20 protein-coding genes and 1 pseudogene are annotated in these 19,564 nt (G+C 32.0%); 17 read left to right on the top strand and 4 right to left on the bottom strand.

Features of this window, described 5'->3' with window-relative positions; translation table 11 throughout:
• Window positions 1-755 precede the first annotated feature (755 nt).
• Window positions 756-2,348, bottom strand: a complete 1,593-nt coding sequence (locus IAI10_RS10855; RefSeq protein WP_396334369.1) for a xylulokinase — start codon at window positions 2,346-2,348, stop codon at window positions 756-758.
• 338 nt (window positions 2,349-2,686) lie between these two features.
• Between IAI10_RS10855 and IAI10_RS10850 the strand changes: the two genes are divergently transcribed.
• On the top strand, window positions 2,687-3,187 hold the full coding sequence (locus tag IAI10_RS10850) for a hypothetical protein (RefSeq protein WP_315673275.1): 501 nt from the start codon (window positions 2,687-2,689) through the stop codon (window positions 3,185-3,187).
• A gap of 42 nt (window positions 3,188-3,229) precedes the next feature.
• Here the strand turns inward: IAI10_RS10850 and IAI10_RS10845 are convergent, their stop codons facing one another.
• The 3 genes from IAI10_RS10845 to IAI10_RS10835 all read right to left on the bottom strand — a co-directional run bounded on the left by IAI10_RS10845 (window position 3,230) and on the right by IAI10_RS10835 (window position 5,631).
• Window positions 3,230-3,937 (bottom strand): MBL fold metallo-hydrolase, encoded by a 708-nt coding sequence (locus tag IAI10_RS10845; RefSeq protein WP_315673274.1) that lies wholly within the window; start codon window positions 3,935-3,937, stop codon window positions 3,230-3,232.
• Between the two features lie 386 nt (window positions 3,938-4,323).
• A complete protein-coding gene (locus IAI10_RS10840; RefSeq protein ID WP_315673273.1) occupies window positions 4,324-4,923 on the bottom strand; it encodes a TetR/AcrR family transcriptional regulator in 600 nt (199 codons plus the stop codon).
• A gap of 225 nt (window positions 4,924-5,148) precedes the next feature.
• A complete protein-coding gene (locus IAI10_RS10835; protein ID WP_315673272.1) occupies window positions 5,149-5,631 on the bottom strand; it encodes a DUF2127 domain-containing protein in 483 nt (160 codons plus the stop codon).
• A gap of 423 nt (window positions 5,632-6,054) precedes the next feature.
• Here IAI10_RS10835 and murC point away from each other — a divergent pair, with 423 nt between their 5' ends.
• The 16 genes and pseudogenes from murC to IAI10_RS10755 all read left to right on the top strand — a co-directional run bounded on the left by murC (window position 6,055) and on the right by IAI10_RS10755 (window position 19,536).
• Window positions 6,055-7,473, top strand: a complete 1,419-nt coding sequence (gene murC, locus IAI10_RS10830; protein WP_315673271.1) for a UDP-N-acetylmuramate--L-alanine ligase — start codon at window positions 6,055-6,057, stop codon at window positions 7,471-7,473.
• A gap of 217 nt (window positions 7,474-7,690) precedes the next feature.
• Window positions 7,691-8,236, top strand: a complete 546-nt coding sequence (locus IAI10_RS10825) for a GNAT family N-acetyltransferase (protein ID WP_315673270.1) — start codon at window positions 7,691-7,693, stop codon at window positions 8,234-8,236.
• A gap of 57 nt (window positions 8,237-8,293) precedes the next feature.
• Complete coding sequence (locus IAI10_RS10820; protein ID WP_315673269.1) at window positions 8,294-8,689, top strand: hypothetical protein; 396 nt, start codon at window positions 8,294-8,296, stop codon at window positions 8,687-8,689.
• Window positions 8,690-8,738: 49 nt separating this feature from the next.
• Window positions 8,739-8,927 (top strand): hypothetical protein, encoded by a 189-nt coding sequence (locus tag IAI10_RS10815; protein WP_315673268.1) that lies wholly within the window; start codon window positions 8,739-8,741, stop codon window positions 8,925-8,927.
• 38 nt (window positions 8,928-8,965) lie between these two features.
• Complete coding sequence (locus tag IAI10_RS10810) at window positions 8,966-10,006, top strand: DUF5700 domain-containing putative Zn-dependent protease (RefSeq protein ID WP_315673267.1); 1,041 nt, start codon at window positions 8,966-8,968, stop codon at window positions 10,004-10,006.
• 167 nt (window positions 10,007-10,173) lie between these two features.
• Window positions 10,174-11,994, top strand: a complete 1,821-nt coding sequence (gene ftsH, locus IAI10_RS10805) for an ATP-dependent zinc metalloprotease FtsH (protein WP_315673266.1) — start codon at window positions 10,174-10,176, stop codon at window positions 11,992-11,994.
• Between the two features lie 215 nt (window positions 11,995-12,209).
• A complete protein-coding gene (locus tag IAI10_RS10800) occupies window positions 12,210-12,506 on the top strand; it encodes a transposase zinc-binding domain-containing protein (protein ID WP_315673265.1) in 297 nt (98 codons plus the stop codon).
• The gene (locus IAI10_RS10795) at window positions 12,485-13,465 is read left to right on the top strand and encodes a transposase (RefSeq protein ID WP_315673281.1); all 981 of its coding nucleotides are present in this window, start codon (window positions 12,485-12,487) and stop codon (window positions 13,463-13,465) included. The genes IAI10_RS10800 and IAI10_RS10795 overlap by 22 nt, the downstream gene beginning before the upstream one ends.
• On the top strand, window positions 13,440-13,727 hold the full coding sequence (locus IAI10_RS10790) for a hypothetical protein (RefSeq protein ID WP_315673264.1): 288 nt from the start codon (window positions 13,440-13,442) through the stop codon (window positions 13,725-13,727). Before IAI10_RS10795 ends, IAI10_RS10790 begins: the two co-directional genes overlap by 26 nt.
• A gap of 350 nt (window positions 13,728-14,077) precedes the next feature.
• Window positions 14,078-14,628, top strand: a pseudogene (locus IAI10_RS10785) (sialate O-acetylesterase); the annotation flags it as partial.
• A 51-nt stretch (window positions 14,629-14,679) separates the two neighbouring features.
• Complete coding sequence (locus IAI10_RS10780) at window positions 14,680-15,210, top strand: helix-turn-helix transcriptional regulator (RefSeq protein ID WP_315673263.1); 531 nt, start codon at window positions 14,680-14,682, stop codon at window positions 15,208-15,210.
• Between the two features lie 188 nt (window positions 15,211-15,398).
• Window positions 15,399-15,575 carry a hypothetical protein gene (locus tag IAI10_RS10775; protein WP_315673262.1) on the top strand — a complete coding sequence of 59 codons (177 nt, stop codon included), beginning with the start codon at window positions 15,399-15,401 and terminating at the stop codon, window positions 15,573-15,575.
• The gene (locus IAI10_RS10770; RefSeq protein ID WP_315673261.1) at window positions 15,544-16,227 is read left to right on the top strand and encodes a response regulator transcription factor; all 684 of its coding nucleotides are present in this window, start codon (window positions 15,544-15,546) and stop codon (window positions 16,225-16,227) included. Before IAI10_RS10775 ends, IAI10_RS10770 begins: the two co-directional genes overlap by 32 nt.
• 4 nt (window positions 16,228-16,231) lie before the next feature.
• On the top strand, window positions 16,232-17,680 hold the full coding sequence (locus tag IAI10_RS10765) for a HAMP domain-containing sensor histidine kinase (protein WP_315673260.1): 1,449 nt from the start codon (window positions 16,232-16,234) through the stop codon (window positions 17,678-17,680).
• Window positions 17,681-17,741: 61 nt separating this feature from the next.
• Window positions 17,742-18,785: an Ig-like domain-containing protein gene (locus IAI10_RS10760; RefSeq protein ID WP_315673259.1), complete on the top strand. Its 1,044-nt coding sequence runs from the start codon at window positions 17,742-17,744 to the stop codon at window positions 18,783-18,785.
• Between the two features lie 100 nt (window positions 18,786-18,885).
• Window positions 18,886-19,536, top strand: a complete 651-nt coding sequence (locus tag IAI10_RS10755) for a hypothetical protein (RefSeq protein WP_315673258.1) — start codon at window positions 18,886-18,888, stop codon at window positions 19,534-19,536.
• The last annotated feature ends 28 nt before the right edge of the window (window positions 19,537-19,564 follow it).

The raw sequence follows: 19,564 nt of genomic DNA, 5'->3' as shown, positions 1-19,564 counted from the left end.
GCTCCTAACATAGCTATAAGTTTTAAACACTATAGAAAAAGGGAAGAGCACGAAATATTTTACTAAATCGTGAAATGCTTCGTGCTCTATTTAGCATTTAGCTAAATTCTTCATGAAAAAGCGAAGCTTTTTCAGTGGCCTCAGTTCGGGAGGCTATGTTTTAAAATGTTGATATTATCGTTTGAGTTCTAGGAACTCTTAGGGATTGCGACTTATAATTGGCGTAATTTTCCCAAGGACGGGCAAAGCAATTTTAGCGCCATGGACGGCGCATCAAAATTGGTAGCCAATTATAACAAAGTAGCCCTTAGAGTTCATTTGCGAAAAACGCCTTTATCAACATCCTTTTAAAACATAGCCTAAACTAAAATTTCTTTGTCCAGCACAGCTTGGGGTAAAGTAGTTAATGCTTCCTTGAGAAGAGAGGTTTTAACGCCTTTAGCTGGTGTTGAAATCAATCTTTTCCACTGAGAGCTTCCTGTGCTAAATCTCCTTAATGTTTTATATTGAATAAAAGCTATGAATTAACCATAGTTTATGTTTTATGCAATATTATGTTTCTAATGATATCTGTACTCAATTAACAATCATTATATATTAGAATCATCCATTGAACAATAGATAACTGTTTATAAATTTGCTGACGTTTACTTATAATAGAGAAATTGTGTGGTATGCAAATTATTTGGGAAGAGGATATATAGAACCCCTGCCAAAAGTTAAAAGCTATGGCAGGGGTTGATTTGTTTTCTTATCTATTTTAGTTTATCTACAGCAGCCCTTTCAATGGCAAGTCCATCGGTGTAACGCTTCATGAATTCGTCAAAGCCTGCTACATCTTTAGCATCTGGAGCTATCTTTGTACCAGCTTTTCCTGCAAATATATTCTTGGCTAAATAATCTTCCAAGGAATCATCACCCTTGTTAAGCATATAAGATGCAAGTATAGCAATTCCCCAAGCTCCCCCTTCAGCAGCTGTTTCCATAACTGAAACAGGAGCATCTATAGCTGCAGCCATAATCTGTTGACCTACGCCTTTTGTTTTAAATAAGCCGCCATGACCTAACATTTCATCCACTTTAACATCTTCCTCTTTAAGAAGAATATCCAAACCGGTTTTTAGTGCACCTAAGGATGTAAATAAATGTACACGCATAAAATTAGCTAGATTAAACCTACTTTCTGGAGTACGAACAAATAATGGACGTCCTTCTTCAAAACCAGTTATATGTTCACCTGAGAAATAATTATAAGCCAATAATCCGCCGCAATCTGGATCACCTTCAAGTGCCTTATTGTATAAAGTGGCAAATAGTTTATCCATGTTAACTTCCATACCCATTGCTTCAGAGAATTCTTTAAATAAGCCTACCCAAGCATTAAGATCAGAAGTGCAGTTATTGCAGTGAACCATAGCCACTAGATTTCCAGTAGGGGTTGTAACTAGGTCTATTTCTTCATGTACCTTTGATAATTCCTTTTCCAAAACAATCATTGCAAAGACTGAAGTTCCAGCGGAAACATTTCCTGTACGCTTTGCAATACTATTAGTTGCAACCATACCAGTTCCTGCATCACCTTCTGGAGGACAAAGAGGAATACCAGGTTTAAGCTGTCCACTGATATCTAAAAGTCTTGCTCCCTCTGCTGTAAGAACACCAGCATTTTCACCAGCTAGTAAAATCTTAGGGAAAATATTTTCAAGCTTCCAAGAGAAATTTTTGGAAGCAATTAGTTCGTCAAACTGATTAATCATTTTTTCATTATAGTTCTTAGTATTTATATCAATAGGGAACATTCCAGAAGCCTCCCCAATACCTATAACTCTTTCTCCTGTGAGCTTCCAATGCACATAACCTTCCAAGGTTGTCTGGAAGCTAATGTCGGACACATGAGCTTCATCATTTAAAATAGCTTGGTAAAGGTGAGCGATGCTCCATCTTTGAGGAATATGATAGTTGAAAAGCTTAGTTAATTCTTCTGAAGCTTTTTCAGTAATAGTGTTACGCCAAGTACGGAAGGGTACTAAAAGTTCTCCCTCTTTGTTGAAAGCCATGTAACCATGCATCATGGCACTTAAGCCTATGGCACCAATGGTTTCAATATTTACTCCATATTTCTCTTTTACATTCTTAGCCATGTGCTGATAGCTTTGCTGGATACCTGTCCAAATATCTTCTAGACTATATGTCCAAATATTGTTTATATAACTGTTTTCCCAGTCATGGCTTCCAGAGGCGATAGGGGTATTATCTTCGTCAATAAGCACCGCCTTAATTCTGGTGGAACCAAGCTCAATACCAAGCACTGTTTTTCCATTAATAATAGAATTTTTGATATCATTCATTTCGATACTCAATTTTTATTCCTCCATATAATATAAATTGATAACGTTTTAGAGTAACTGTAAAATTTTTTGAATATATATTTTAAATTTTATGAACAATGTACGTACAAATTACTAAAGAATCATTATGACAAGACTTAATTTATAAGCATTAAAGTTTCTGCAAAACCATTGTTTGTCCGATAATAAAACAACATTCATACAAAATAGAAGAGATATACGTACAACTTATAATTTTATTGTATTATTAAAATAAAATTTAATCAATATAGTTTTGCTTTAAAATTAAAAATTATATTTATGAATAAGTTGATTTTTTCCTTTAAATGAAATTATTCTTGCAAACAAGAATTTACTTTTTCATTTTAGGTTCTAATCTATTTGTTTCTCCAATGGAGGAAAATCCAGGAATTCCACTTGATTATTTTGATATTGTTTATTCTGTTTATGCACTCGGATGGACTGTGGATATAGGAAAGACTATAAATTTAATTTCAACTTATTTGAAAAGTGGAGGTATATTTGTTTTTAGTTGGGATCATCCTCTGATGCAATGTGTTTCACCAGAAGATGAGCAGATAACTTTCAAAAGGTCATACCATGATGAAGAGTTTTTACATATGAAAGTACGTAAAAAACAGCCTATGGTTTTACGTAACTGGAAGATGTCTTCCTATATAAATGCATTAGCAGCTTGCGGAATGAAAATAGAGTGTTTATGCGAAGATGTAAAGATTGATCCTAGTGAAAACAGTGAAGAATTTACTGATAAATATTATTCAGCTTATAAGGGAAGTCTAATGCCGATTTCATTTATAATAAAGGCAGTTAAACTATAAAGTTAGTATTTTTTTATAAACATTTCTGCTGAAGAACCATCATCAAATAAATTCCTTCATTTCAAAAGGTGTACCATGCCCTGGATATACAGTGTTTATATCAATAGTTCTTAATTTATCTACACTCTTAGCAAGCGCTTTGAAATCAGTTGCATTTGGTGCAGGTGCAGGCTTTTTTACATTGGTTAGTGTGTCACCTATGATGATGTCATTATTTGCAGTTAATATACCAATTGATCCAGAAGTATGTCCAGGTAGATGCAGAACCTTAGCAGAAAAACCGTATTCTGATAAACTGTAATTTTCATCAATGGTTATATCAGGTTTAAATGATTCAAAATCTTCAAGTGTTTTTTGTGAGAGTTTCTTTATTTGGTTTTTAATTAATTTAAATATAATTTTATAGATGAGACTGTTATAATGACAATTTCCAAGTATTTTTTCTAATGATGGATTATCAACTAACTCTACATCGGATAAATGCATTGCTATTTTAGTATTGTACTTATTTCTGAGAAAAGCAGCATTTGCGACATGGTCATTGTCACCATGTGTTAATACGATAAGGTTTAGGTTTCCAGCATGGCAGCCATAGTTTTCAAGCTCTTTTTCAAGCAGTTCTCGTCTATTTGAGAAATTTTTGTCCACAAACAAATGTCCTCCAGTGTCAAATAAAATGAAGTTAGCTCCTTCTTTTCCAAGATAGCAATTTACTCCATTTAAATCAATTCTAATGATTTCTTGTTTCATAATACACCTCTTACAAATTATTTGTTTTTACATTAAAAATTAATAGCTAAATAATAATTTTAAAACTTCATTCAGTTCGATGGGGCTATGTTTTAAAATGTTGATATTATCGTTTGAGTTTTAGGAACTCTTAGGGATTGCGACTTATAATTGGCGTAATTTTGCCCAGGACGGGCAAAGCAATTTTAGCGCCATGGAGGGCGCATTAAAATTGGTAGCCAATTATAATAAAGCGACCCTTAGAGTTACTTACATGGGTTCTGAAAGAAACCATGCTAGACGAAAAACGCCTTTATCAACATTCTTTTAAAACATAGCCATTTTAAAAAACGAATGGTGCAATTTTTAGCATAAGAAAATCTTGTTGATAAATTTTTTAAAAAGTATTACTTATGATTCTTGTGATAGGCTCCATGAGTTTCTTCGTATACCTTTAAGTATAATTTATCAAATTGGTTTTTATCTATACTGAAATACTTTGTCCAAGACTCGTAAAAACAAATGTATGCATAATTAGGAATAAAGCTTGTAAAAAACTCTGCAATTCTTCTTTCTTGCACATCATATTCTAACTCTGTATTTGCAGTTTTTTCAGCTTCTTTGTTAATTAGAGCCTCTACCATTTTAAAAATTATAGGTTGTTCTTTTGTTTTTTTTAAAGATTCTATAAAGATTATTCTCACTAAGTCTTCATTTCTTTTTCCGAATTCGTAATATACGTCTTTCATACGAGAAGGAAGTTGCTGGGATTTTTCTTCATGAGTTTCTTTTTCGTTGATAGAGGTAATGTTTGTATATTCATTGATAAAATTTTCTGTTAGAACTTCTAAAATCTCATCTTTGTTCTTGAAATGATAATAAATAAGGGATTTAGGTACATTAGCTTCTCTGGCAATTTCTTCAATACGTGATCCCTCAAAGCTTTTTTCAGCAAATATTTTAACTGCTGCTTTTAAAATTCTTTCACGTGCGTTTGGAAGATTCATTTGTTTTCTCCTCTGATTTAGTACTGAATGTTCAGTCTTAATTTTAGCATATTAGATATTATTGTCAATAATTTTTGTAATTATAATGGATAAATAGATAAATATTTCAAATTCTAATTTAATTGCCATAATCAATTAGCCAGAAAAACTAAAAACGCCGCAGAATTCATTGATGAATATCGCAGCGTTTGCTATTTTCTATTGATAAAGAATAAAATCATGTTTCTAACTAAGACTATATTTTATTCTTTTATATTCTACAAAAGTTAATATTATCATTAAAATATCGAAAATTGTTAATATTATTAAACCACTTGAAGGATAAAGTGTATATCTATAAATCTGATAAATTATAAATAGAATCAAGGATATTATAGTAAGTGGATAAGCCCAAGGCTTTCTTTTCCATAGAAAAACTATAAGAATTACTTTAACTATTCCATGAGAAATAAGATAAAATACTCCAAAATATTGTGTGCTTATAGTGAATTTGGAACTCAAGTTTATCATAAAGTTTGCAATGACATCTCTTGGATCTTCTGACAGTTCATGCTGCGTTAACAAAACAACTAGACTGCTTAATCTATTTGGATTTAAAAAAATTAATAAAATTCCACCTATAATTTCTAAAATTCCATCAATAGCTTTTATTAATATTCCAATTTCAAAACTTTTATGAAATATACTGCTTTTCTTAAAGTTTGACATAATATACACCAACTTTCACTATCGTTTAAATAAATGGCTATGTTTTAAAAGAATAAGGAAGTTTTAAATAAGTGTAAAAATCAACTATTTAAAACAGAGCCAAATGAATAAAATATTAACTATAGATGTTTAAATACCTGCTCCAAGGTACAAAAGTTGAGCCATAGTTATTTGCAAATAGGCTACTAAAGGTATAATGCTAAGAATAGCACAATACGAATTATATTACAACAAACGCCGCGGGATTTATTGTTGAATATAACTGAGCTTATGTGCATTTTAGTATTTATGTTTTGAATGCTTTTCTAAGGAAATCTTTTATTGTGTCAGTAACTCTCAATTAGACAGTATTCGTAACAACTCTCATATAATGTGGTATAATAACAGTAGGCAATAGATTATAAATTCTAAAGGAGTAAGAGCATGGATAGAAAGTTGCATGTACATTTTATGGGTATAGGCGGAAGCGGAATGGCGCCTATTGCAGTAATAGCAAAAAAATCAGGATTTGAAGTTTCTGGATGTGATTGTAATGAAGCAAGTTATTATAGTGAGGCATTAAGAGAAAGTGGAATTGAAATAAAAAAAGGACATAGTAGTGATCATCTTGAGGGAGTAGACATTCTAGCAGTTACGCCTGCTGTTTTCGATATCAATCCTAACCATCCTGAAATCATGGAGGCAAGAAAGAGAAATATATTAATGACCTGGCAGGAATTTATGGGTAAATACCTGCATAAGGATAAGTTTCTTGTGGCAGTGGCAGGCACTCATGGAAAATCTACCACTACTGTATTAGCAGGGTTGACCTTAGAGGCAGGTGGCTTAGATCCTATAGTAGAGGCAGGAACTATATATAAACCTTGGGGAGGCGGCTTTAGGATAGCTGATTCTAAGTATTTTGTCTGTGAAGCAGATGAATTTAATTGTAATTTTTTAAATTATTCACCATCCTTAATTATCCTTAATAATATTGAGATGGATCATCCGGAATTTTTTAAGGATTTTACAGAATTTAAGGCTGCCTTCAAGAACTTTATTATAAATATTAAGCATCCAGGTACTCTTGTAGTAAATGAAGAAAGCCAAGGAGTAAGGGATGTATTGCTGGATATGAAAAATTGGCTTCAAGAGAATAAGGTTAAAGTTATTGGATATTACTTGAAGGACAAATTTGATTTTCCTTTTAGCGATGAATATAAAGGGGAAATCTTAAGTTTCGCTGAAGACGGCGTAAGCTTTGATGTTCAGGGAACAAATTTTAAGGATAGCTTTAAGCTTGGTCTTTTAGGAGCTCATAATGTTTCAAATTCCTTAGGAGTACTTAGTGCTGCTATTGAATTAGGAGTAAATTTAGAAGCTGTCAAAGATGCCTTTGAAAAATACAAGGGTATTGGAAGAAGAACTGAACTTGCTGGTGAAGAAAAAGGTATAAAGGTATTCGATGATTATGGTCATCATCCTACTGCAATAGCTGCAGTTTTGGATACATTTAAAACTACTTATCCAAACCAAAAAATATATGCTATAGTTGAACCACATCAAATATCAAGACTTAAATTATTTCCAAATGAATTTGTGGGAGCTTTGAATAAAGCTGATGAAGCTATAGTAACAAAAACCTATGTGGGCAGAGAAATAAATAAAAATCTAGAGCCTGTTGATATGAATTCTATTATAAGCAAAGTTGATGACGGTAAGGCAGCTTACATTGAAGAATTTGATAAGGTTGCGGATAGGATTTCTTTGAAAGCCAAACAGGGTGATATAATAATAGTTTTTGGAGCTGGAAATTCCTATAAGCTTACCAAGCTAATAATTGAACGTTTAAAGAATAGATAAAAATATTGGCTATGTTTTAAAAGAATGTTGATAAATGCTTTAATCTTGAATTTATTGAGATTAAGGCTTTTATTTTTTTACTTTTAAGTTTTTTATTAAGCATTTGAAGTAAGCATATTGTAAAGGTATATACATAAAGTTTCACTTAATGCTATAATTAAGGGGTATAAAGCTTTTTAATACATATTTGTCATAAAATAACTTGGAGGCTGAAGCCATGGAAGAGGAGCTTAAAAAAGAATTTGAAGAATTAAAAATTGATACAAAACGTTTAATGATACGTCGCATTAAAGAGAAAGATAAATTAGATTTATTTGAAATAATGAGTGATAAAGAAACTGCTTATGATGATGGATTTACTCCATATGCTGAAATGAATGAGAAATACGAAACTGACTTTCTATATTTGCTATTGGATGAGATGCACTATGCCATTGAATTGAGAGAGTGCCATAAAGCCATAGGAATAATGCATTTAACTGAAAAAGTAGAAAAAGATGTACTTTGCTATGAAATCGGGTATGATGTTAATCCTGCATATAGAAGGAAAGGTTATGCTTCAGAGGCAATTGAAGCAATTATTGATTATTGCTTTAATGTTGTAAACGCTGAGGTATTGACAGCCTGTGTATATGACTGGAATGCAAAATCATCAAATCTGTTAAAAAAACTTGGATTTAAAAAATATGGAAATAGCAATGAAACAGGAAAACATGTACAACTTGGAAAGGTCAATATATTGAACTTTTATAAAGAAAGATAATTGGAGTATAAAAGTATTTCTATATTTATAATTATTTCGATGATGAGGAGAGAGAAAATGAGACTAATAATTACTACATTATTATTTGGACTTTTGGGAACATATGGTGGTTTAGCTTTGGGAGGATCGCAATTAGGTATTTTAATGGGTTTATTAGGTATAGTTAGTCCAGCCCTATTTGTATTAGACAAGCTATATAAAAACAGCAATGACAAAACTGAAATTGATTTGTTATTATCTCTTGATAACTTAAAGGCTAGCGAGATATTAACTGATGAGGAATATGATAATTTCTATAGTACATTAATCAAAAAGAAGGAAGCTAAAGATAATAAAAGCAAATATGATGTAGGCGTTGATGTTCTTTATGAATTGGCACAAGCAAATGCTATTTCTGAAGAGGAATATAGAAAGAAAATACAAGCGTTAAAAACCTTATATAATCATAATTAATTTATTTTCTTAAGCTGCTATAGTGAAACTTTTATATAGGAGGAGAAATGTGAGAAAACGCCCTATACCTTATTTAATAGTAATCTTAGGTGTTATAGCTGCACTTATCTTTATAAAAATTTATAAAGATAACTATATGAATGTTGAAAGTACCGATTTGAGTATGGAAAATGTTAATGGTATTTCGCTAATGGAGAAGTATAGTAACGGAAAACTTTCAAGCATTGGGCATTGCTAAGTATTAGCGTATATGTAATATAAAGGAGCTGCTGATTCATGAAAATAAATAAAAGTACTATTTCAAAAATGTTAGATATTATGGATAGATTTAATACTGGCGAGGACATTCGAAAAGATTTATGTGAAATCTTAGATCACGAGGATTATAAGGTACAGTTTGAGTTCTTTCAAAAGCATGAAGCAAATATCGGTTTCACCAAGGAAGAATATATAGATTTTTTTATAAATATAAGAAATATAGATCCAAGCAAGATAGCTTCAAAAGCATTAAGATATAGAATCAATGATTTACTTCATATATTGGACAACATAGATTATTATAGAACAATTTTAAAAAAGCTTGATAAGATTAATGATGCCGCTATTTCTGATGCAATTAATAAGGCTAAATATGGACTTCCAAGTAATATAGATTTGGGTGATGTTAAATTAATTTTTGCGATAGGAGTAGGAGTAACAGGAGGTTTTAGCTATAAAAACTATACATATTACGATCTTAAGGTCACCGTTGCAGACAAAACAATTCAAGGTATAATAAATACAATAGCACATGAACTTCATCATAGAGGCTATAAAATTATGTTTAATAATCTTGAAAATAGAGAATTAGCAAAAATGATGGATTCTGCACTGGTCTATTTTCTGAGTGGAGAAGGCTGCGCAGTTAAGTATGGTAATAATGTAGAAGGTATATTAACTAAAAAGATATATGAAAAACAGGAAATGACCATTAATCGAGAATCATATGAATATTATATTTCAAATTTTAATATGATTTATGATGTTTTCAAATCTGATATAAAGAAAATAAGAGACGGTGAAATTAAAAATATAGAAGAATTAGAAAAATTGTATATGGACAATTACTATTATAGAGATGTAATAATTAACGGTAAAATGCATAAGTTTTATTTGAAAAACCCAATAGCCTATTATTTTGGAGCGGATATATGGGGATTGATACATGATGTTTATGGTAGAGAAACAGTTTTTGAACTGCTAAAACATCCTAAGCATTTCTTTGAATACTATAATAAAGCACTTATTAGTAAAAATAGAAAAGATTTGTGTATTTAAAGAGTAAAAGTATAATAAGTAAACTGTTTGATGGTGAAGGTATAGAAAGCAATTTCTTATTAGCTGTGATTATATTGACCCAAAGGAAGCATTGTGCTAAAATGTATCAAATGAGAATAATTATTGGTATATAGGGTATCAAGTAATTAAAATTGAGGAGGTTAATTATGATACGAAAGAATAAGATGTTAGCAAGTTACATTGTGGTTACGTTGATTATTACTTTAATAATAAATGTAGCTGTAACTTTGATTTCAAAATCTAAATCTCAGGAAATTGATTATAGTAATTTTCTTACAATGATTCAAAATAAACAGGTAGAATCAGTAAAAATTGAAAGTGACAGAATTTTAATAACTCCAAAGGATAATAACAAATCTTCTGATAGCGATAAGAAGCTTTACTATACGGGAACATTAAATGATTCTGAATTGGTAGATAGGCTGCATAATGCAGGAGTAAAATTTTCAACACCAGTTAAAGATGTACAGTCACCTATTTTAACTTTTATACTTTCTTGGATATTACCTTTTGCTATGTTCTATTTTCTAGGGGCTTTTATTATGCAGTCTGTAGGAAAGAAGATGGGCGGAGGGGCTATGGCTTTTGGAAAAAGCAATGCCAAGGTATATATTGAGAAAAAAACTGGTGTTACCTTTAATGATGTGGCTGGACAGGAAGAGGCCAAGGAATCACTTAATGAAATAGTTGATTTTCTTCATAAACCAGAAAAATATACACAGATTGGGGCAAAACTTCCTAAGGGAGCATTGCTAGTAGGACCTCCAGGTACAGGTAAAACTTTACTTGCTAAAGCAGTAGCAGGAGAAGCAAATGTACCTTTCTTTTCTTTATCCGGTTCCAATTTTGTGGAGATGTTTGTAGGTGTAGGTGCTTCTAGAGTCAGAGATTTATTTCAGCAGGCAGAAAAGAGTGCACCTTGCATAGTTTTCATAGATGAAATCGACGCAATAGGAAAAAGTCGAGATAGTCAGATGGGTGGAAATGATGAGCGTGAGCAGACCTTGAATCAGCTTCTGGCAGAAATGGATGGCTTTGATTCTTCCAAGGGAGTAGTGATACTTGCAGCAACCAACAGACCAGAAATATTGGACAAGGCCCTTTTACGACCTGGAAGATTTGATAGAAGAGTTATTGTGGATAAGCCTGATCTTAAGGGCAGAGAAGATATACTTAAGGTTCATGGAAAAAATGTTAAACTTGACAGCAGAGTTAACCTAGGAGAAATAGCATTAGCTACTGCAGGTGCTGTGGGAGCTGACCTTGCTAATATGGTAAATGAAGCAGCCTTAAGAGCTGTAAGGCTGGGAAGAGATACCGTTAGGCAGGATGATTTATTTGAAGCTGTAGAAACTGTCATAGCAGGTAAGGAAAAAAAGGACAGAATCATGACAGAGGAAGAAAAAAGGTTAGTTGCTTTTCATGAAGTAGGACATGCTCTTGCAGCTGCACTTCAAAAGCAAACTCAGCCAGTGCATAAGATTACTATTATTCCAAGAACCATGGGAGCACTAGGCTATACAATGCAAATGCCAGAGAAAGAAAAATTTCTTATATCTAAGGATGAATTAGTGGAACAAATAATAGTTCTATTAGCTGGTAGAGCAGCAGAAGAAGTTATCTTTCAAAAAGCAACTACGGGAGCTTCAAATGACATAGAAAGAGCTACTGAAATTGCAAGACAGATGGTAACCATATATGGTATGTCGGATAAATTTGGCATGATGGGTCTAGAATCGATACAAAACCGATATTTAGATGGACGTCCAGTTCAGACTTGTTCTACTGAAACTTCTGCAGAAGTGGACAGGCAGGTTCTTGAAATTATAAATAACTGTTATGAAGAAGCCTTGAAGCTTTTGAAGGATAATGAGGAAGCTCTTTGCAAAATTGCAGCTCAGCTTCTTCAGAAGGAAACTATAATGGGTGATGAGTTTATGGAAATACTAAATTCAGTTAGCCAATAAGTTTATCTTTAGTACCTATTAAAAATAGAAACTATTGTGATTTTATGAATTAGCTTCAATTTGTGTATGTGAGAAAATAAAAATTTTAATTGAGAAGAGCAGTTATAGATATAATATAAAAAGTCTATAGCTGCTTTTTTTAAAGTATAGGAAAGTACATCGATGAGGAGCCCGGGATGGCTCTTTTTTCCTAGGTTTAAGAGCGGTGTCAAATAATGTTAGTGATTAAAATTAAGAGCTATATTATAATATTTGATTGGGTGTTGAAAGTGAAAAGTGGAATAATAAAGAAAATATTTAAAGAGAACTGGTATGACTTTATTAAGTTGTATGGACATCAAATAAGAGATGTAGTATTTAAAGAAGTTAATAAAATGATGTATTGCGGCGACATAAGCAGAGGCTACATAGAATTTGAATGCCCTAACTGTAAAGAAAGCATAAAAAAGGTTTTACCTGCAAAAGCAGATTTTGTACTTCCTGCGGAAAAATATATGTTGATAATAGAGTAGAGGAATTACTAGTTAAGCTTATAAAAACAAAGCATAGACACATGGTGTTTACAATACCAGAGCAACTAAGAGTATACTTTAGAAAAGATAGAAAACTATTATCAATACTTCCAGAGTGTGGAGCAAAGGCAATAAAATCATGGATGGAAAGCTTAAATAAAAGCGAGAGCTTTACTCCAGGAATAATAGCAGTGATTCATACCTTTGGTAGAGATCTTAAATGGAATCCACATGTACATATTTTAGTTACAGAAGGAGGAGCAGGAAAAAACACTAAATGGAGACCAATAAATTATTTTCATTATGAAGCTTTAAGAAAAAGATGGCAAAAGCTTATATTAGACGAGATAAAAACTAAAGTAAAAGAAAATAAAAATGTGCTAAAAAATCTTATAGACAATATATATAGAACTTATAATAATGGCTTTTATGTTTATGCAAAAGGAGAAGTTACAACGCAAAAAGCCATAGCAAAATATGTAGCTAGATATACAGGAAGACCAGCGATAGCGGAATCAAAAATTCTAGATTATGATGGAGAAACCGTAACCCTTTGTTATATAAGGCATGGAGATAATAAGAAAGTAATAGAAAAAGTAAGCGTCTATGAATTTATAAAAAATTTAATAATACACATACCTGAAAAACAATTTAAGATGGTAAGATATTATGGTATATATTCTAGAAGAAATAGACATAAAAATAAGTTTTTTATGCTTATTAATGAAAAATTAAAACAAGAATACAGAAAGCTTAGAAAATGGGAATATAGAATAATGAAGGCTTTCGGAGTAGATCCGTTAAGGTGTAAATGCGGAGCATTAATGACATTTAAGGATATAGTCTATCCTAAGTATGGTAGTATCAGAGAAATTCTCTATGAGAGAATTAAAGAACAGGTAGAAAAAAACATTGACGAGATAATAAATACATATGCTTCGGTTAAAGGCTCAAAATAAGAAAGAAAAAGAAGCAGTATTGTTAAACGAAAATACATCCGAAGGGATACTATATATATGTCAAGAATGTGGAAATGAAGAAATTATTCCTGAAGAAGTTGTAGAGTATTTTGACATAATGGATGATGGAGATATAAACGAACCTCCTACATTCAGCTGTGAAAATTGTGGAGCAATAATGCGACCTAAGAAATATCATGGAGTTCATGGAATAACATATAGATTTAAAAAAAAGAGAGTGACATTCCCTGGCTCTCATTAAGCTTGATTGAAAACGTTGTGCTTAATTTAATCCCCGAAGGGGACGTGCCCAAGGGAGGCATAAATAAGCAAAAATAGCGTGGATTAAATGAGTGTACAAGGTTTTTTGCGTAAGAGCATAAATGCCAAGAAATAAATTAAGCTATATGGTGCTAAAAATTTATGCTGTCTGGAATGGAGTAAAAGTATTCATCTTAGTCGGCGATTTTTGTTATTAATTAGCTCCTAAGGCAGTTGGAAGGCTTGGATGTAAAATCAATCAATTAATATAGATAAGGAAAAATATTCTTGTGAGTAAATTAATGAATATTTATCGGCATCGTTTAAATTGTATTTTGGCTTACTTCTGAAACTGAAGCTAAGTTTGCTATGCAAAGCAGTGAGCTAACAGGAATTCTATGGCATCAGGGTGAAAGTGATGGTATGAATGGTAATTACAAAGTCTATTACAAAAAATTACTTTTAATTATTGAGGCTCTTAGAAAGGAGTTGAATGCTCCAGATATTCCTCTCATTATTGGGGGTTAGGAGATTTTTTAGGCAAAGAAGGCTTTGGAAAAAGCTGCATTGAATATAATTTCATTAATCAAGAGTTACAAAAATTTGCTTTTGAACAAGATAATTGTTACTTTGTCACAGCTTCAGGTTTAACAGCCAATCCTGATGGTATTCATATTAATGCAATTTCTCAAAGAAAATTTGGCTTAAGGTATTTTGAGGCTTTTTGTAATAGGAAGCATGTATTGAAGCCATTAATTAATGAAAATGAGTTGATAAATTTTAATGCTTCCAGAGTATATACAAAGGCTGAAAAGATGTATATAAAAAGTATGGATTTGGCGTTAGGAAAAATATCGTATGAAGAATTTGAAGCTCAACTCATGCAAATCAACGAGGGCTAGATTTGAAAATTACGGAGTAATTTTTATTAAGAATATGAAGAAGGTGTTTTTTTGATACCATTACTAATTTTAGGTTTATTAAAACAAAACCCAGGTTCTTACGGATACGAATTATTAGCCTTAATGGAAGAGAGACACTACAAATATATAGTGAATTTCACTAAAGGGTCCTTCTATTACAATCTTCAACAATTAGAAGAAAAGCAATATATTAAAAAAGTTGACCAATTAGATAATACCAGAGAGACTAATAATTATATCATCACTGAACTAGGAAACAAAGAATTTGAAAAACTGATGTGCAAGTATGGAGCTAAGACTGAATATGTAAATTTATCTTTTTATGCAGCAATGCTATTTGCCAATGAATACAAAAGCGAGGATCTAAAGAAGCTAATAGAAATACAAATCCAGCAAACTAAAGAAAAAATTTCTTTAATAGAACTCTCTCTTGAGCATAATGAAACTAATCCTCCTTATTTTAGAAAAATGCTTGAAAATTCACGTTCTCATCATTTAGTAAATGCTCAATGGTTTGAAGACCTTCTAAAAGATATAATTGCTGCTAAACCAACTTTTTAGATTATTCTGAAACGTGTCTAAATGCTTTTTAGGCACGTTTCTTATTTGTTGTGAAAGCATTTTTTATATATTGTGGCAGAGCTTCTTATAAAAGCGTTTTATGTATTGAATCCAAAATCTTGCTTGACATTTCTTGATAGAAAACTATCTCCTTCTATTGTGGAAGCATATGGGTATGATATAATGGGGTGGAAGAACTACCAGTTACTTGGGTGCTTTTAGAAAGTGAACTTCAAACATTGCTAGAGGAAAATAACTGGTCGATTATTTTTCAATATAAGAAATCAATTAACGAAAATAGTATAAACTTAATTTATAGAGATGGGGATGGAAATGGGAGTAAAAGTTTTAGTAGTAGAAGATGAAATTTCAATTAATGATATTCTATCATCAGCATTAAAAGTACAAGGATATGATGTAAGGAGTGCCTTTTCGTCTGCTGAAGCAAAGACCTTTCTATCAAGCTTTCAGCCCAATTTAGCTATGCTTGATATAAACCTTCCAGATGAAGATGGCTTTGAGCTATGCAAATTTATTAATGCAAATTATTCTATACCCATAATTATGCTGACGGCGAGAAATGATGTTGTTGATAAAATTCTTGGCTTGGAATTAGGTGCCGATGACTATATAACTAAGCCTTTTCACATAAAGGAAGTCTTGACCAGAGTAAAAGTAGCTGTAAGAAGAGTGGAAAAATATAGCTCTTCCCATGAAGAAAATATTTTACAACTGAATAAATCTATCAAGATAAATACTGAAAGTCGCGTTGTCTTAAAAGAGGAGGAAGAAATCAGGCTTAAGCCTAAGGAATATGATTTGCTGGAGTTTCTTGCAAAGAACAGAAACAGGGTATTTTCAAGAGAGGAGCTTTTGGATAAGGTTTGGGATATGGATTATGATGGCGAACTGCGAACTGTGGATGTTCATATAAGGAGATTGAGAAGTAAGCTAGATAATGATGAGACAAATTCCATTATAGAGACTGTTTTTGGCGTTGGATACGTTATGAGGTAGAATAATGAAGATAAAAGTAAAATTCATGTTAGGGCTTACTATAATATTGGTGATTTTTTCTCTGCTTTTAAATATTTTGATAAGACAGGTGCTAATATCAAATATGGAAAGCAGCATTAAAACATCTCTTGAAGAAATAATGAGAAGCACTCGAGAGTATGTAAAATATAGATTGGCAATCAGCTCTTCCTTTTCAGATACAGATGGCTTTAAACATGATGCTTCATATATAGCTAAATATGTAGTATTAAATAACGACTGTAAATGTGTGCTTTTAGATATGAAAGGCACCCTTATTTATAGTGAAAAAAATAGTTCTTTAGAAGAAATAACCTCAAATAATATAAAAAAGGCGGAGAAAGGGCAAGCAGTTGTAGATTTAAAATATGGAGTAAGTGAAGTTCATGGTATATTGGCTTTCCCAATATACATAAACAGTAATTATGTGGGAATTATTGCTTTAGATAAAAGTTATAGTGCTTCATATATTACCTATAAGAAAACAATTCAGTTTATTACTTTAGGGGAGTTTTTGCTTTTCCTTTTTATTTTTGTTTTAACCCTTTTTATGACTTCCAAAATAACTAGGCCTATAACTATTCTTACCAAAGCAGTTAAGGAAGTTGGACAAGGTAATTATGAGGTTAAGATGAGGGTAAAAGGCAAAGATGAAATAGGAATATTATCGCAAGAATTTATTAATATGAAGGATAAAATCAATGAGCAGATTCAAACTATCAAGCTTGAGAAGGAGAAGGTTGAAAAGCTTGAAAAAGGAAGAAGGGACTTTTTTAATAATGTTACCCATGAACTCAAAACTCCTCTTACTGCAATTTCCGGCTATGCTGAAATGATGCTGGAAGGTATTGTAGAGGACGAGGAATTTAGAAAAAGGGCTAATGAAAGAATATACCTGGAAAGTGAAAGATTGCATAAACTTGTCCTAGAGCTTATTAGTGTAGCCAAAGGAAGCTCTTCACTGGAAGAGGAAAAAAAGCCCATTGATATGTATAAGCTGTTGAATGAAATATGCGACGATATGAATATTAAGGCGAGAAAGTATTACATGGCAATTAATAGAAAGATTGAAGCCGGGTATATTTTTGGGCAAACTGATAGAATAAGACAGGTAATTATTAATATTATAGATAATGCTATAAAGTACTCGGTTAAAGGAGAATTTATTTTTGTTAAAGCTTATATCTCAGAAGGTAATTATAACATTGAAGTTGAAAATAAGTCCGAACCTATACCGGATGAAATTTTTAAAAATATTTTTGATCCCTTCGTAAAGAAGGCAGGAGGCAATGAGGAACAAAGCAGGGGACTTGGCCTTTATATTTGCAGCGAAATAATAAAGGAGCATGATGGAGTGATAAATTTGGAGAATGGAGAAATAATTAAGACAAGGGTAAAAATACCTTTCTTTAGTAACAACTTGGCAACAAATTGATGAAGCTTGATAACAAATGCATGTTATTATTTGAGCATAAGATATGAAGGGAGACAATTTTATGAGAAGTTCTTATTTTAAAAAGATCATGTTAATAGCCTTGTCATTACTTTTATGCACTTCTGTCTTTACTGCTTGTAAGGCAAAGGACAAACAAATTGTGCTCACAAATAATATAAGTCAGCAGGCAAAAGCTGAAGAAGATGAAATTAGTGAAAAGGTAAAAGCAGGTAACAAGTATTTATCGGAGGGTAAATATGCGGAAGCTAGAACCATTTATGAAAATGCAATTTCAATGGATAAAGGTAATAAAAATACCTACCTTGAAATAAAGGACAGCTATATTGAAGCAGGAAGATTGGACGACGCTTTTTATATTATTAAATTGGCTATTGAAAATAAAGTTGATACTGATAGTATGAAGGAGCAGTTAGAAGCTATAAAGCAAAAGTTTCAGGTTGTGAACCTTACAGGTTCTGTTAATCAAAATGAATACTTTAAGCTTCCGGAGACTGCAAACTTTAAAATTAATAATGTGGATACTGAAGTTGATATTAATTGGAATATTTCTTCTATAGATACCTCTAATACAGGAACTTATACTTTTGAAGGCACCGCTCAGGAGTACGAAAGACCGGTAAAGTTTGTTCTGACAGTGAAAAAGCCAGCTAACAATCAGCCTAGCAAAGCAACAACTCAAAGCCCTGAAAGTAATCCCAAAACAGAAGTTTCGGAACAAAATATTTCTGAAAAAGTTAAGGATTATATTATTAACGGCCAAGGTAATAAACCGGAAGCAGGAAAACTTCAATGGAGTAAGACCTTCCTTAATAGTGTTGATATCGTGAGTTTATACAAGAAATATAAAGCTGCTGGAGGCAACGGACAGGATTTGGAGAGTTTTGCCAAATATATGACGACGAATGCACCTATTCCCAGTAATTGGAAAGAAATGTTTGAAAAAGATTTGTATGACACCTATGGTCAAAAAGTTACTAGATTAGAATATTTAGGTGGCGATATATATGAGGCATATATTGACAATAATGGTTCTGAGGTACCCTATGTTGCAGTTTCCTCAAGAACTGGGTATTTTCATGGATAGAGAAGAAATACTGTAGAGCAGCAGGAAATTATCACTCATTAAGACGCTATCTTGCTGCTGATAAATTTAGAACCTAGACTAAAATTAAGGTGGTTAAATTATGAAAAAAAATTTAGTTTTGATATTATGTTTAAGCTTAATTTTCATCTTAGCTGGTTGCAGTAGTGATAGAAAAGTGGCTAATGAAAAACAAACTTTAGAAAGTGCTTCACAGGATGCTAGTAACCAAGTACAAACTAGTAACCAGCAAAGTAGCGGTGATGAAAAAAAAGAAGCAGCTCCAAATGCTGCAAGTTCTTCACAACCTGCTGAAATAAATCAAAGTAAGCAGGCTGTAAAAGATGATAATGATGCTTCTGAAAAAACAACTAAAGTGAATGGCAAAGTTAAATTGTATGCAGGCACTTATTTTGATAGCGGTGTTTACGGAGGGAAGATTAAAAATGATTATTGTGAAATTGCAATTTCTAATATAACAAATACTTCATTTGATTTTACTGTTTATGAAGTAAAAGTAAATGTGTCAAATGGGAAAAAAGCCAGAAAGGTCATCTTTCTTAAAAATACAGCAGTTTTTATAGGAGATGGAACAAAGGCTTCTTTCTATGGGAAAAATTACAATTTAAACTTTACGTTTCCCAACTATCATAACGCGTATCCTATTGTAACAGATATGGAGGTATTCGGGTTCCAGCCTCTGGAAGGCAAGGATTATGTTAATAACGGCATACCGGGACATGAATTCGGTTAAAAATAGATGTTGATATATTTAAAACTGC

Origin of the sequence: Clostridium sp. 19966 (assembly GCF_032335695.1) — a bacterium.
Taxonomy (GTDB): Bacteria; Bacillota; Clostridia; order Clostridiales; family Clostridiaceae; genus JACTOJ01.
This window is presented reverse-complemented; position numbering and strand designations above follow the sequence as displayed.

Bases quoted from the DNA above. Each gene is read 5' to 3' on its own strand.
- IAI10_RS10790 (WP_315673264.1), top strand. From the start codon at position 13,440: ATGCTTCGGTTAAAGGCTCAAAATAAGAAAGAAAAAGAAGCAGTATTG.
- IAI10_RS10755 (WP_315673258.1), top strand. From the start codon at position 18,886: ATGAAAAAAAATTTAGTTTTGATATTATGTTTAAGCTTAATTTTCATC.
- IAI10_RS10835 (WP_315673272.1), bottom strand. From the start codon at position 5,631: ATGTCAAACTTTAAGAAAAGCAGTATATTTCATAAAAGTTTTGAAATT.
- IAI10_RS10765 (WP_315673260.1), top strand. From the start codon at position 16,232: ATGAAGATAAAAGTAAAATTCATGTTAGGGCTTACTATAATATTGGTG.
- IAI10_RS10825 (WP_315673270.1), top strand. From the start codon at position 7,691: ATGGAAGAGGAGCTTAAAAAAGAATTTGAAGAATTAAAAATTGATACA.
- IAI10_RS10820 (WP_315673269.1), top strand. From the start codon at position 8,294: ATGAGACTAATAATTACTACATTATTATTTGGACTTTTGGGAACATAT.
- IAI10_RS10810 (WP_315673267.1), top strand. From the start codon at position 8,966: ATGAAAATAAATAAAAGTACTATTTCAAAAATGTTAGATATTATGGAT.
- IAI10_RS10845 (WP_315673274.1), bottom strand. From the start codon at position 3,937: ATGAAACAAGAAATCATTAGAATTGATTTAAATGGAGTAAATTGCTAT.
- IAI10_RS10840 (WP_315673273.1), bottom strand. From the start codon at position 4,923: ATGAATCTTCCAAACGCACGTGAAAGAATTTTAAAAGCAGCAGTTAAA.
- IAI10_RS10800 (WP_315673265.1), top strand. From the start codon at position 12,210: ATGTTAGTGATTAAAATTAAGAGCTATATTATAATATTTGATTGGGTG.
- IAI10_RS10855 (WP_396334369.1), bottom strand. From the start codon at position 2,348: ATGAATGATATCAAAAATTCTATTATTAATGGAAAAACAGTGCTTGGT.
- IAI10_RS10760 (WP_315673259.1), top strand. From the start codon at position 17,742: ATGAGAAGTTCTTATTTTAAAAAGATCATGTTAATAGCCTTGTCATTA.
- murC (WP_315673271.1), top strand. From the start codon at position 6,055: ATGGATAGAAAGTTGCATGTACATTTTATGGGTATAGGCGGAAGCGGA.
- IAI10_RS10770 (WP_315673261.1), top strand. From the start codon at position 15,544: ATGGGAGTAAAAGTTTTAGTAGTAGAAGATGAAATTTCAATTAATGAT.
- ftsH (WP_315673266.1), top strand. From the start codon at position 10,174: ATGATACGAAAGAATAAGATGTTAGCAAGTTACATTGTGGTTACGTTG.